At 72.7% G+C, this 13413-nt stretch carries 12 protein-coding genes and 1 pseudogene; 6 read left to right on the forward strand and 7 right to left on the reverse strand.

The genetic code is table 11. The annotated features are described in order from the left end of the window. Nucleotides 1–237 precede the first annotated feature (237 nt). Nucleotides 238–2451 (forward strand): NADP-dependent isocitrate dehydrogenase, encoded by a 2214-nt coding sequence (locus KME75_RS34260; RefSeq protein ID WP_219419091.1) that lies wholly within the window; start codon nt 238–240, stop codon nt 2449–2451. A gap of 68 nt (nt 2452–2519) precedes the next feature. Here the strand turns inward: KME75_RS34260 and KME75_RS34265 are convergent, their stop codons facing one another. Then, nucleotides 2520–2879 carry a DUF1801 domain-containing protein gene (locus KME75_RS34265; RefSeq protein WP_219419092.1) on the reverse strand — a complete coding sequence of 120 codons (360 nt, stop codon included), beginning with the start codon at nt 2877–2879 and terminating at the stop codon, nt 2520–2522. 47 nt (nt 2880–2926) lie between these two features. Beyond that, a complete protein-coding gene (locus KME75_RS34270; RefSeq protein ID WP_219419093.1) occupies nt 2927–3592 on the reverse strand; it encodes a DUF998 domain-containing protein in 666 nt (221 codons plus the stop codon). A gap of 141 nt (nt 3593–3733) precedes the next feature. On the opposite strand from KME75_RS34270, the gene KME75_RS34275 reads away from it, so the two are divergent. After that, entirely contained in the window at nt 3734–4054 is a 321-nt protein-coding gene (locus tag KME75_RS34275; RefSeq protein WP_219419094.1) for a YciI family protein, read from the forward strand. A 9-nt stretch (nt 4055–4063) separates the two neighbouring features. Further along, the gene (locus KME75_RS34280) at nt 4064–6058 is read left to right on the forward strand and encodes a sigma-70 family RNA polymerase sigma factor (RefSeq protein ID WP_219419095.1); all 1995 of its coding nucleotides are present in this window, start codon (nt 4064–4066) and stop codon (nt 6056–6058) included. A gap of 1087 nt (nt 6059–7145) precedes the next feature. Here KME75_RS34280 and KME75_RS45315 read toward each other — a convergent pair. Next, nucleotides 7146–7271, reverse strand: a complete 126-nt coding sequence (locus tag KME75_RS45315) for a hypothetical protein (RefSeq protein ID WP_281424810.1) — start codon at nt 7269–7271, stop codon at nt 7146–7148. A 109-nt stretch (nt 7272–7380) separates the two neighbouring features. Then, the gene (locus KME75_RS34285; protein ID WP_219419096.1) at nt 7381–8031 is read right to left on the reverse strand and encodes a VC0807 family protein; all 651 of its coding nucleotides are present in this window, start codon (nt 8029–8031) and stop codon (nt 7381–7383) included. 173 nt (nt 8032–8204) lie between these two features. Here KME75_RS34285 and KME75_RS34290 point away from each other — a divergent pair, with 173 nt between their 5' ends. The 3 genes and pseudogenes from KME75_RS34290 to KME75_RS34300 all read left to right on the forward strand — a co-directional run bounded on the left by KME75_RS34290 (nt 8205) and on the right by KME75_RS34300 (nt 10772). Beyond that, nucleotides 8205–8906: an ABC transporter permease gene (locus tag KME75_RS34290; RefSeq protein WP_219419097.1), complete on the forward strand. Its 702-nt coding sequence runs from the start codon at nt 8205–8207 to the stop codon at nt 8904–8906. A gap of 163 nt (nt 8907–9069) precedes the next feature. Beyond that, nucleotides 9070–9828: pseudogene (locus KME75_RS34295) on the forward strand (ABC transporter permease). Further along, nucleotides 9825–10772 carry an ABC transporter ATP-binding protein gene (locus tag KME75_RS34300; RefSeq protein WP_219419098.1) on the forward strand — a complete coding sequence of 316 codons (948 nt, stop codon included), beginning with the start codon at nt 9825–9827 and terminating at the stop codon, nt 10770–10772. Before KME75_RS34295 ends, KME75_RS34300 begins: the two are co-directional and overlap by 4 nt. Before the next feature lie 43 nt (nt 10773–10815). Here KME75_RS34300 and KME75_RS34305 read toward each other — a convergent pair whose 3' ends face one another. Genes KME75_RS34305 through KME75_RS34315 form a run of 3 tightly spaced genes read right to left on the reverse strand, consistent with a single transcriptional unit; the run spans nt 10816 to nt 13284 of the window. Continuing rightward, a complete protein-coding gene (locus tag KME75_RS34305; protein WP_219419099.1) occupies nt 10816–12129 on the reverse strand; it encodes a DUF2252 domain-containing protein in 1314 nt (437 codons plus the stop codon). 19 nt (nt 12130–12148) lie between these two features. Continuing rightward, nucleotides 12149–12442: a DUF3017 domain-containing protein gene (locus KME75_RS34310; protein WP_219419100.1), complete on the reverse strand. Its 294-nt coding sequence runs from the start codon at nt 12440–12442 to the stop codon at nt 12149–12151. Nucleotides 12443–12444: 2 nt separating this feature from the next. Further along, a complete protein-coding gene (locus KME75_RS34315) occupies nt 12445–13284 on the reverse strand; it encodes a bifunctional methylenetetrahydrofolate dehydrogenase/methenyltetrahydrofolate cyclohydrolase (RefSeq protein ID WP_246633398.1) in 840 nt (279 codons plus the stop codon). Between the last annotated feature and the right edge of the window lie 129 nt (nt 13285–13413).

A 13413-nucleotide genomic window follows, 5' to 3' on the forward strand; every position in this document is an offset into this window, starting at 1 on the left:
GGACTCCAGCGTCAATCTTTGCTACGGCCACCCAGGGCCAAACCACAACGACGTCAGCGGACGGCGCACGCAGCGATTCTCATCCACCCGGGAGCGGCCCGCAGGGCCATCCCCCTCTTTGCTGCAATCCGGCGCGACGGGAGTGGTGGGCATCGCCGGGACGGCGGCCCGGACAGGGGATAGCGTGTCGGCGACGTCCCGTTCCCCTACGAGTCCCGAGGCAGGGCCGAAGCAACGATGAAGGTCATCTACACCTACACCGACGAGGCGCCGGCGCTCGCGACGCACTCGTTCCTGCCGATCATCGAGGCGTTCGCCGGCAAGGCCGGGGTCGGTGTCGAGACGCGCGACATCTCGCTGGCCGCCCGCATCCTCGCGCAGTTCCCGGACCGGCTGACCGATGCGCAGCGGGTGCCCGACTCCCTCGCGGAGCTCGGCGAGCTCGCGAAGACGCCCGAGGCCAACATCATCAAGCTGCCGAACATCAGCGCGTCGATCCCGCAGCTCAAGGCGGCGATCAAGGAGCTGCAGGACGCGGGCTACGACGTCCCGGACTACCCGGAGGACCCGCAGACCGACGAGCAGAAGGCCGCCCGCGCGGCCTACGACGCGGTCAAGGGCAGCGCGGTCAACCCCGTCCTGCGGGAGGGCAACTCCGACCGGCGCGCCCCCGCGTCGGTGAAGAACTTCGCCCGCAAGCACCCGCACTCGATGGGCGCGTGGTCGGACGACTCGACATCGCACGTCGCCACCATGAGCGACGGGGACTTCCGCCACTCGGAGGCCTCGGTCACCCTGGACGAGGCCGCCGAGCTGCGAATCGAGCACGTCGCGGCCGACGGTTCCGTCACCGTGCTGAAGCCGGCGCTGAAGGTGCAGGCGGGCGAGATCGTCGACGCCGCGGTGATGCGGCGCGCCGCCCTGGACGCCTTCCTCGCCGAGCAGGTCGCCGACGCCAAGGCCAAGGGCGTGCTGTTCTCGGTGCACCTCAAGGCCACGATGATGAAGGTGTCGGACCCGATCCTGTTCGGGCACGCCGTGCGGCAGTACTTCGCCGACGTGTTCGCGCAGTACGGCGACGACCTCGCCGCCGTCGGCGCCGACCCGAACGACGGCCTCGCGAGCGTCCTCACGGCCCTGGAGAAGCTGCCGGCCGACAAGCGCGAGTCGATCGAGAAGGCCGTCACGGCCACCTACGACAGCGGCCCGTCGCTGGCGATGGTCGACTCCGACCGCGGCATCACCAACCTGCACGTGCCCAGCGACGTCATCATCGACGCCTCGATGCCCGCCGCCATCCGCTCGTCGGGGCAGATGTGGAACAGCAAGGGCGAGCTGCAGGACACCAAGTTCGTCATCCCGGACTCGTCCTACGCGGCGCTCTACGCCGAGACGGTCGCGTTCTGCCGCGAGAACGGCGCGTTCGACCCGACCACCATGGGCACGGTGCCGAACGTCGGTCTGATGGCGCAGAAGGCCGAGGAGTACGGCAGCCACGACAAGACGTTCGAGATCCCGGCCGCCGGCACCGTCCGGGTGGTGGACGCCGAGGGGACGACGCTGCTGGAGCACGAGGTCGCCGAGGGCGACATCTGGCGGGCCTGCCAGACCAAGGACGCGCCGATCCGCAACTGGGTGCAGCTGGCCGTCTCCCGCGCCCGCGCCACGGGCGCCCCGGCCGTTTTCTGGCTGGACGAGACCCGCGGTCACGACGCCGAGGTCATCCGGAAGGTCCGCGCCTACCTGGCCGAGGAGGACACCGACGGGCCGACCATCGAGATCCTCCCGGTCGCCGAGGCCACCCGGTACACGCTGGAGCGGGCGAAGCGCGGCGAGGACACGATCTCGGTCACCGGCAACGTGCTGCGCGACTACCTCACCGACCTGTTCCCGATCATGGAGCTGGGCACCAGCGCGAAGATGCTCTCGATCGTCCCGCTGATGAACGGCGGCGGCCTGTTCGAGACCGGGGCCGGCGGCTCCGCACCCAAGCACGTGCAGCAGCTCGTCCGCGAGAACCACCTGCGGTGGGACTCGCTCGGCGAGTTCCTCGCGCTGGCCGTCTCGTTCGAGTTCCTGGCCGACAAGACCGGCAACCCGGGTGCGGCGGTGCTCGGCAAGGCCCTCGACGACGCCACCGGGAAGCTGCTGGAGACCGGCAAGTCCCCGTCGCGGAAGGTCGGCGAGCTGGACAACCGGGGCAGCCACTTCTACCTCGCGCTGTACTGGGCGCAGGCGCTGGCGGCGCAGACCGAGGACGCGGAGCTCGCGAGCACCTTCGCCGCGCTGGCCGAGCGGCTCGCAGCCGACGAGGAGAAGATCGTCGGTGAGCTGAACGGCGTGCAGGGCGAGCCGGTGGACCTGGGTGGCTACTACTACGTCGACCAGGCGAAGACCGACGAGGTCATGCGGCCGAGCGCCACGCTCAACGCTGCGCTCGCCGAGTTCTGATCGGTCGACGACACGCGCAACGGCGCCGGTCGGGGTTTCCCCGGCCGGCGCCGTTCGTGTGTCGTGGGTCAGGCCGTCTCCAGGTCGCGGGCCTGCCGCAGCCAGTCGGCGAACAGGTCGGCGTCGACGTCGTCGGGCGAGCGGAGCTTGACCGCGGCCATCTCCCGCGCGCCACCCTCCAGCCGGCCGGAGGGGTCCGACAGCGCCCGACCCTTCCAGAACCCGAAGGTCACGTGGGCGGAGTAGGCCTTCACGTAGCAGACCGGCGACTTCCCGGGGGCGGCGCCGAGGCTCCAGACCGGGTGCCCGTGCCAGACCCCGCCCGCCCCGGGAAGGGCCTGGTCGATGAGCGGCAGCAGGGTGTCGGTGATGCGGCGCTGGGCCTCGGGGAGGGCGGAGAGGTGGTCCTGGACGGTGGCGGCGGCCATGGCGGGTGTCCTTCCGGGGAGTCGAGGGTTCGGAGGTCGAAGCGGGGTCAGCGGGGGGTGCGGAACCGGGCGGCGACGGCGGAGACCCAGAGCATCGCGGTGATCGCGCCGACGGCCAGGGTCAGCGAGCCCGCCGGACCGCCGCTCATCGCCCAGCCGTCGCCGAGCACCAGAGCGGTGCCTGCGAGCCACGAGGCGACGGCGAGGCCCCGGTGCCCGGTACGGGCGAAGTGGTGGCCGATGACGTAGCAGGCGGCGATCAGGGCGATGAAGGCGATCGAACCCGCGACCAGGTGCCCGACCGCGTGCCAGCTGAGCACCGCGGGCATCCCGGTGGGCGTCCCGGCCGGGAAGCCGTCGGCCGGGTCCATGACGAGGACGCCGGCGCCGATCATGCCGATGCCGTTCACCAGAACCAGTCGTGGCGCCCACCGGCCGCCGGGCCGCCCGGCCAGTGCGCGGCGCAGGCCGGCCGCTCCGGCGACGGTCAGCACGCCGGCGACGAGGAAGTTCGCGATCTGCAGCCAGCCGAGGGCGCCGGTGCTGAGCGCACTCAGCGGGTGGCGGGTGAGGTCGAAGCCATCGCGGGTGGCGACCTGTGCCAGGGAGACGACCGTCCACAGCGGAGCGGCGACGGCGGCGCACGTGAGCAGCGAGCGGGTGCTCACGGTCGCGGTGGGAGCGGGGGCGGCGGAGACGCGGAGCGTGGTCATCGGGTGTGCCTCTCTCGGTGGGGTGGATCGGGTTCTCGCCACCACGTCGCCCGAGCGATGCGACAGGGAACGGCCACGTCCCCTGTCGCATAGGGTGAGCGACGCGTCGCCGGCACCATCCACGAGACGAAGGAGAAACCCATGCGCTTCCTGATGACGACCATGCCCACCGACGCGGTCGCGGACGAGAACCTGCACATCGAGATGGGCAGGTTCATCGAGGAGCTGACCGCCGCGGGCGTGCTGCTGGCCACCGGCGGCCTCGAGGCGGGCGGCGTGCGCGTCACGTCCGAGGGCGACGAGATCACGGTGACCGACGGACCGTTCGCCGAGGCCAAGGAGGCCGCGGCGGGCTTCGCGCTCGTCGAGGTGCGGTCCAAGGAGGAGGCGATCGAGCTGGCGCGGCGCTTCCGCCAAATCGTCGGCGACGGCGAGAGCGTGATCCAGCAGGTCTTCTCCTGACCGATCGCGATGGACGCCCGCCGCACCGTCGACGCCGTCTGGAAGCTGGAGTCGGCCCGGATCGTCGCCGGGCTGACCCGGATGGTCCACGACGTCGGCCTGGCCGAGGAACTGGCCCAGGACGCGCTCGTCGCCGCCCTGGAGCAGTGGCCGGCGGCGGGCGTCCCGGACAACCCCGGCGCCTGGCTGATGGCCATTGCCAAGCGCCGCGCCGTCGACCACATCCGGCGCTCCCGGCGGGCCGAACGGACACACGGGCAGCTCGCCCAGGAACGGGAGCAGCAGGAGGAGACCGGGCAGGACGCGGACCAGGACGACGTCCTGCGGCTGATGTTCCTGTCGTGCCACCCCGTGCTGCCGACCGAGGCGCGGGTCGCCCTGACGCTGCGACTGCTCGGCGGCCTGACGAGTTTCGAGATCGCGCGCGCGTTCCTCACCACGGAGCAGACGATCACCCAGCGGGTCGCCGGGGCGAAGCGGACGCTCGCGCAGGAGCAGGTGCCGTTCGCGCTGCCCGAGGGTGCCGAGCTGGCCGAGCGCGTGTCGTCGGTGCTCGAGGTCCTCTACCTGATCTTCAACGAGGGCTACTCGGCGACCGCGGGCGACGACCTGATGCGCCCGGAGCTCTGTCACGAAGCGCTGCGGCTGGGCCGGATGCTGGCCGAGCTGGCCCCGCACGAGGCCGAGGTGCACGGGCTGGTCGCGCTGATGGAGATCCAGGCCTCCCGCTCGGCCCCACGCACCGGCCCGTCCGGGGAGCCGGTCCGGCTGCACGAGCAGAACCGGGGGCGCTGGGACCAGCTGCTCATCAGCAGGGGCTTCGCGGCCATGCTGCGGGCGCGGGAGGCGGGCGGCCCGCTCGGGCCGTACGTGCTGCAGGCGGCGATCGCCGTGTGCCACGCGCAGGCGCGCACCGCCGAGGACACCGACTGGGCGCAGATCGCCACCCTGTACGACGCGCTGGCCCGACTGCTGCCGACGCCGGTCGTGCAGCTCAACCGGGCGGTGGCGGTAGGGATGGCGCGCGGCCCGGAGGCGGGCCTGGCCGTGGTCGACCCCCTGGTCGCCGACCCCGCGTTGCGCGACTACCACCTCCTCCCCGGTGTCCGGGGTGACCTCCTGGCCCGGCTGGGCCGCGGCGAGGAGGCGCGGCGGGAGTTCGAGCGAGCCGCCGCCCTCACGCACAACGCCGCCGAGCGCGCCTTCCTCCTGCGGCGCGCGGAGGAGCTCGCCGCCACCGCGCGGAGCGCAGGCGGAGCGCCCATCGACGCCGCCCCGCCGCAGCGCACTCTCGGGGAGGCCGCCACGGTGTTCCTGGCACGCCCTGAGCTGGACCCGGCGACCGTCCGCTCCTACGGGCAGACGCTGCGGCGGCTGCGCCTGGCGTGCGGCGACGGGCTGCCCCTGGCCTCCCTGACCGCCGACGAGGTGGCGCGGGTGTTCACGACGGCGTGGGGCGTCGCGGCGGCCCGGACGTGGAACCGGCACCGGTCGGCGGTCCGGTCCTTCTGCGCCTGGGCCGGCACGGACGACCTCGCCGCCGGTCTCGACCGGCGGGCCGAGGCGTCCGCCCGGACACCGTCGATCGGTCCGGAGCAGCTCGCGGAGCTGTGGAGCCGCGCGGACCTGCCGGTGCGCGAACGCGCCCTCTGGCGGCTCCTGCACGAGTCGGGGGCCGCGGTGCGCAGCGTGCTGTCGCTGGACGTCGAGGACCTCGACCTCGACGACCGGCGGGCCCGCAGCGGCGACACCTGGGTGGGCTGGCGGTCCGGGACCGCCCGGCTGCTGCCGGACCTGCTGGGCGGCCGGGCCCGTGGCCCGCTGTTCCTCGCCGACCGGCGCCGCGGCCCGGCGCGGACGCCCGGCGACGCCGACCTCTGCCCGGAGACCGGCCGGAGCCGGCTGTCCTACGAGCGGGCCGAGTACCTGTTCAAGCAGGCCACGAAGACCCTCGACCCGGTGGGCACCGGGTACACGCTGCGGCAGCTCCGGCCCCGGGACTGATCGCCGCCTCGGACGACCGCCGGGAACGGGTGGTAGCCGACGCCGCGACCTTGCTCGACCGTCACGGGCCGCTCCGGGCGAGCGACGGTGATCGTCGCGGGCGCGCAGATTCCGCACCACCGACAACCGAAACCGCACTCTCACAGCGATCGCAATCGACGGGGCCCCGTGAAAGCACCCCTTTCGCAGACGGACGGACGAACACGGCCCTCTCGCAGCGATCATCCGCCCGCCGCACCGCCCACCCACACACCGAGCGACAATGATCATCGCGGGCGCGCACATTTCGCACCATGGACAACCGAAACCGCACTCTCGCAACGATCTCGACGGACCGGACCACCACGAAAGCGGCCTTTCCGCACCCCCAAGGACGAACATCACCCTCTCGCGACGATCATGCACCCCCGCCGCACCGCCCGCTCACACACCGAGCGACAGTGATCATCGCGGGCGCGCACATTTCGCACCACCGACAACCGAAACCGCACTCCCACAACGATCTCGACGGACCGGACCACCACGAAAGCACCCGATCCGCACTCCGAGGAGCGAACACGGCCCCCTCGCCGCGATCATCCGCCCGCCGCACCACGGAACTCCCGCGAAAGCGTCCCTTTCGCAGTCCGGGGAACTACCACTGCCCTCTCGCCGCGATCATCCGCCCGCCCCACCCCCACCTACGGGCAGCGACGTGTGATCGCCACGAGAGCGCAGATTCCGCAGCACGGACAACCGGAACCACACACCCACAACGATCTCGACGGACCGGGCCACCACGAGAGCACCCGATCCGCACCCCGAGGAACGAACACGGCCCCCTCGCCGCGATCATCCGCCCGCCCCACCATGGAACTCCCGCGAAAGCGTCCCTTTCGCAGTCCGGGGAACTACCACTGCCCTCTCGCCGCGATCATCCGCCCGCCCCACCCCCACCCACGGCCGGCGACGGGTGATCGCCACGAGAGCGCACATTCCGCACCACCGACAACCGGAACCGCACTCCCACAGCGATCTCGACGGACCGGGCCGCCGCGAAAGCACTCTTTCCGCAGCCCGACGCACGAAAACCGCCCTCTCGCGGCGATCATGCACCCCGCCGCACCGCCCGCCCGCGGCCGCGCACCCGCCGCCACGTCCGGACCCCGTCCCGGGCCGCCGGGTTGCGCCGGACGCGGCGGACCTTCGCCGAGCGGCCCGGCGTGTAGAGCACGAAAGCGTCCCCGAGCGATGCCGCCCATACGGGGTGGTCACCGGCGAGCCGTCGCGGCGGGAGCTCGTTAACGCGACGTACTCGGCCGCGGCGAGGGCATCGGCGCCCGTCATCGGTCTGCTGCCAGGCGCGGCCGGAACAGCAGGTCCCAGAAGCCGGACCGGCGGAGCAGCACGTGCGTCGGGACCTGCAGCGCCACCAGCGTGACGAGGGTGAGCGCTGCGTCCAGGGCGGGCACCACGGGCACCGGCAGGGTGTAGGCCATCAGCACGCGCAGCACCGTGTCCACGACCGTCGCCCCACCCCACACGCAGGTGATCATGCGCCAGGTGCGGCGGAACGCCGCGTCGGATTCCCACTTCTCGTCCATGACCGCGGCCCGGTGCGGCAACAGCGTGCGCGTGACCCGGTACGTGAGCGGTCGGCCGCGTAGCAGGCTCGCCAGCGTCCACAGGCCGAACGGGGCCGACAGCCAGGCCCCGCGCACCAGCAGCTCGCGCGGACTGCCGGTGATCAGCGACGCGACCAGCCCGATCGCCGTCGCGAGGAGCACGGCCGCGGCCACGGGGTCCATCCGACGGGTGCGGATCGCAGTCGCAACCGCGTTCACCGTGGGCGGCAGCGCGCTCGCCGCGAGCGCGACGACGTCGGACATCCCGGCGGCGCGCAGCGCGTAGAAGACGACGAGCGGCGCCGCGAGGTCGAGGAGCAGCGTCCGGACGGCCGCGCGAGCCGGCCGGGGCGTCTGCGGTGCGGTCACGCAGCGATGATCCGAGCCGGGGCCAGCCGGTGGCATCCTTCCCGCGACCGTCGTGGGTCCGCCGTCGGTCGCGCTGAATGCGACTTTCGTCGGAGTGCCCGCCCGGCCCCGGCCCGGCCCCCCGCCAGGTCGCGCCGGAAAACCGGTTGAGCACGGCCGTAACGTGGACCGACGTGCTCAGGCCCTATTTCCGCCTGGTCAGGGCGGGCTATCGGCGCCAATCCATCTACCTCGCGGCGAGCCTCGCCGGGCTGTTCACCAACACCGTGTTCGGGCTGCTCCGGGTCGCCGTGCTGCTCGCCGTCGTCGGGCAGACCGGCAGCGCCGCGGGCTATGACGCGGCGACCACCAGCGCGTTCGTCTGGCTCGGGCAGGGGCTGCTCGCCGTGGTCCTGCTCTGGCCGGACCGCGAGCTCGCCACCCGCGTCCGCACCGGCGACATCGCCATCGACCTCGCCCGGCCGTGGAACCTGCAGGGCGCGCTGCTGGCTCAGGACCTCGGCCGGGCCGGGCACGCCGTGCTGGTGCGGCTCGCCCCGCCGATCGCGTTCGGCGCGCTCGTGCTGCCGTTCCGGTGGCCGGAGAGCCCGTGGTCGCTGGTGCTGTTCACGGTGTCCACCGCGCTGGCGGTGGTGCTCAGCTTCGCGCTGCGGTTCCTGCTCGACCTCGCCGCGTTCTGGCTGCTGGACGCCCGCGGCGTCGCCGCGGTCTACGGGGCGGTGTCGGGCGTGCTGTGCGGGCTCACCGTCCCGCTCGCGTTCTTCCCCGACGCGGTGCGCACGGCCGTCTACGCCACCCCGTTCCCGGCCCTGATGCAGACCCCGATCGACGTGTTCACTGAGCGCGGCGCCGCGGCCGCGCTGCTCGCGCACTAGGTGCTGTGGGTGGCGCTGCTGCTGGCCGCCGGGCAGCTCACGCTCACGCGGGCGACGCGGAAGCTGGTGGTGCAGGGTGGTTGAGCCGAACTTGCGCAGCGTGCGGCGCGAACTTCGGCGTGGGCGTGTCTCCCGGGTCTACCTGCGCATTCTTGGCTCGCACGTGCGCAGCCAGCTCGCCTACCCCGTCTCGTTCGCCCTCGACGTCGTCGGGCAGGCGCTCGCCCAGGCCATCGAGCTCATCGTGATCCTCGCGGTGTTCGGCCAGGTCCGCTCGCTGGGCGGGTTCGAGCGCGACGAGGTGCTGCTGATCTACGCGCTGTCCGGGATCGCGTTCGGGCTCGCCGACCTCACCGTCGGCCAGCTCGACGACCTGCCGCGGTGGATCCGCACGGGCGAGCTCGACGTGCTGCTCGCCCGGCCGCTCGGGGTGCTCGCCCAGCTCCTGACCAGCGACCTGCAGCTGCGCAGGCTCGGCCGGGTGGCCGTCGGAGTCGTCGTGCTGGTCCTGGTGCTGGCCCAGGGCCAGGTCGCGATGACGCCGCTCGACGTGCTGCTCGTCCTCGGCACGCCGCTGCTGGGTGCGACGATCATCTGTGCCATCTGGGTGGCGACCTGCTCGGTGTCGTTCTGGCTGGTCGAGGGCCGCGAGGTCGCCAACGCGTTCACCTACGGCTCGTAGCTCACCACCTCCTACCCGATCACCGTGTTCGGGCCGTGGCTGCGGCGCGTGCTGTGCTTCGCCGTGCCGTCCGCGTTCGCCGCCTACTTCCCCGCCCTCGCGCTGCTGGACCGGCCCGACCCACTCGGCCTGCCGCACGCGCTGCGCTACACCGCGCCGCTCGTCGCCGTCGCCGCCGTCGGCGTGGCGGCGCTCGTCTGGCGCACCGCCGTCCGTCACTACCAGGGAGCCGGATCATGAGCGTCGTCGTCGAGGCCGAGGGCCTGCGCCGCGAGTTCACCGTCGGGCGCCGCCGTGCGCGCCGCCGCGTCGTTGCCGTCAGCGACATCGACCTGCGCATCGCGCCGGGCGAGGCCGTGGGCTTCCCTGGGCCGAACGGCGCGGGCAAGTCGACGACGATCAAAATGCTCACCGGCATCCTCGTCCCGACCGCGGGGCGGCTGCGGGTCTGCGAACTCGACCCCACCCGGCAGCGGCGCGCGCTCGCCCACCGGCTCGGCGTGGTGTTCGGCCAGCGCAGCCAGCTGTGGTGGGACCTTCCGCTGCGCGACAGCTTCGCCCTGCTCGGCGCGATCCACCGGGTGCCGGAGCCGGCGCACCGCGCGCGACTGGAGCGCTGCGTCGACGTGCTGGAGCTCGGCCCGTTCCTCGACGTCCCGGTCCGGCAGCTCTCACTCGGCCAGCGCATGCGCGGCGAGGTGACGGCGGCGCTGCTGCACGACCCCGCGCTGCTCGTGCTCGACGAGCCGACCGTCGGGCTCGACCTGGTGAGCAAGGAGCGGCTGCGCGCGTTCCTGCAGGAGGTCAACCTCGTCGACGGCGTGACGATCCTGCTCACGACGCACGACCTGCCCGACGTCGAGCGGCTCTGCCGGCGCGTCGTCGTCATCGACCACGGTCAGGTGGTGGCCGACGACGGCCTCGACACGCTGCGCGCCCGCTCCGGCGGCGCCCGAGAGGTCGTGGTCGAGCTGACCGCGCCCAGTGCGCCGCTGCACGGCCTGCCCGGGGTGCGCGACGTCCACGTCGAGGCCGACGGCCCGCGGCAGCGGCTCGTGTTCGCCCCGGCCGACACCACCGCCGCCGCACTCATCGCCGCGGTCGCGGCAAAGGTGGAGCTCCGCGACGTGACCGTCGTCGAACCCTCGATCGAGGACCTGGTGCGGACGCTCTACCAGCGCTGACGCGCTCGTGAGTGGATACGGGTGCTCCAGCACTCGTATCCACTCACGAGCCGCCGGAGGCGGCCACCCCTGGGATCTGCCCACCGCGGAACGCGTCGACGAACAGCGCGTGGTCGGCGCGGACCTGTGCGGCGTACGCGTGCGCGAAGTCGGTGACCCAGCCGACGAACTCGTCCTCCTGCCCGCCGACCACTCCTCTGATCGCCTCCTCGGTCTGGAACGGCACCAGGCCGTGGTCGGCGTCGGAGTCGGCGACGCAGTGCACCTTCGCCGTGGCGCGGCCGAGGTAGTCCATCACCGGCGCGATCTCGCTCGGCTCGGTGAGCTCCGACCAGTCCAGGTCGGCCTCGTACGGCGACACCTGGCTGACGACGAAACCGACGCCGTCGAGGTCGGTCCAGCCCAGCAGCGGGTCGGCGTGCGCCTGCAGCGCCCGCTGCGACACCGCCGTCCGGTGCCCGTGGTGGTGGAACGCCCCGGCGATCTCCGCGTCGGTCACCACGCGCGACGGGGCGGCGACGTTGCCCTGCTTCATCGACAGCACGATGTCGTTGTCCAGCGCCTGGTTGAAGCCCTCGATCAGCACCGTGTACGCGGGCAGCCCGGCGCTGCCGATGCCGAACCCGGACCGCCCGGCCACATCCTTGACCGCGTAGGTCACCCCGCGGAACCGCTTGGACTCCGGGATCGTGCCGAGGTACCGCTCGAACGCCTCGGTGACCCGGCCGCGCTCCTCGTCGTCGAGCCTGCGCAGCCCCGGGACCGCGCGCAGGATCCGGTCGAACCCCTCGGTCTCGGTGATCTTGTCGAGCAGCCCGACCCGCGTGCGCAGCTTCGCCAGCTGCAGCACCTGGTGCACAGCGCCGTCGGTGGTGTCCAACCGCAGCGCGAAGCTGCGGTCGTCGGAGCGGTCGACGAACTCCCGCACCTGGTCGAGGTAGGCACGCGTGTACCGCTGCACGAGCATCGTGATGTCGGCGTCGGAGATCGCCTTGCGCCAGCCCAGCAGCGCCATGCTTGCCGCGAAGCGCGTGACGTCCCACGTGAAGTGCCCGACGTAGGCCTCGTCGAAGTCGTTGACGTCGAAGATCAGCGCCCCGTCGCCGTCCATGTAGGTGCCGAAGTTCTCCGCGTGCAGATCACCCTGGATCCACACCCGGCTCGTCCGCTCGTCGGCCCACGGATCGTCGCGCTCGGCCACGTCTGCGTAGAACAGACATGCGCTGCCCCGGTAGAACGCGAACGGGTCGGCTGCCATCTTGCGGAACTTGGTGCGGAACGCCGCGGGGTCGGCCGCCATCAGATCCGAGAAGGCGGCGACGAGCGTGTCGACGATCCGGGCGGAACGATCGGTCATGGCCCAGATACTGCCCTGATCAGCCGGGCGGGTTGAGGGAGCCGTGCGTGATCGTTACCGCGAGCGCGACCATCACCACCCCGAACCCGGCGTAGCACAGCACGTCGATCGGACGGCTGCGGATCGCGAGCATCCCGGCCCGGTCCGGCGGCAGCAGCACCCGCAGCACCGCGGCCACGAGCAGCGCACCGCCGAGCAGTGCGGCGCCCTCCCGCCAGTGCTGGGTGAGCACTCGCACCATCCCGGCCGCCGCGATGAGCAGCACGAAGATCAGCGGCGCGTGCACCGGCAGCCGCGAGCGCCGGTCGGCCACGGTCAGCCCCGGACCGCCCGCTCGGCTGCTTCGACCACGTTGGTCAGCAGCATCGCCCGCGTCATCGGGCCGACGCCACCCGGCATCGGGGCGAGCAGCCCGGCCACCTCGGCGACCTCGGGGGCCACGTCGCCGACGAGGCCGAGGTCGGTGCGGGTGACGCCGACGTCGAGCATGGTGGCACCCGGCCGCACCATGTCGGCCGTGATCAGGCCCTGCACGCCGGCGGCGGCCACGACGACGTCGGCCCGGCGCACCTCGTCGGCCAGGTCGCGGGTGCCCGTGTGGCACAGGGTGACCGTGGCGTTCTCGCTGCGCCGGGTGAGCAGCAGGCCCAGCGGACGGCCGACGGTGACCCCACGGCCGACGACCGTGACCCGCGCGCCGGCCAGCTCCACTCCGTAGCGGCGGCACAGCTCGACGATCCCGCGCGGCGTGCACGGCAGCGGGCCGGGCTCGCCGAGGACGAGCCGGCCCAGGCTGACCGGCGCGAGGCCGTCGGCATCCTTGGCCGGGTCGATCCGCTCCAGCGCCGCACCGGCGTCGAGGCCCTTCGGCAGCGGGAGCTGGACGATGAAGCCGGTGCACGCCGGATCGGCGTTGAGCTCGTCGATGACGCGCTCGACGTCGGCCTGGCTCGCGTCGGCCGGCAGCTCCTTCTGGATCGACGTGATGCCGACCTTCGCGCAGTCGCGGTGCTTGCCCCGCACATAGGAGTGCGATCCGGGGTCCTCGCCGACGAGCACGGTGCCCAGGCCGGGCGTCACGCCGGCGGCCTGCAGCTTCTCGACCCGGGTCGCGAGCTCGCCCAGGATCTCGCTGAGCGTCGCCTTGCCGTCCATCAGCCTCGCCGTCACCCCGCCATCCTCCCAGGCCCGTCCGCCGGACCGTGCGGGGTGGGGCGACTCGCCTGTCGGAACCGGGCGACTCACGTGGCAAAAGGGGGCGACTCGCGGGATTAGATCGGAAGA

Source organism: Pseudonocardia nigra, from assembly GCF_019396355.1.
Classification (GTDB): domain Bacteria; phylum Actinomycetota; class Actinomycetes; order Mycobacteriales; family Pseudonocardiaceae; genus Pseudonocardia; species Pseudonocardia nigra.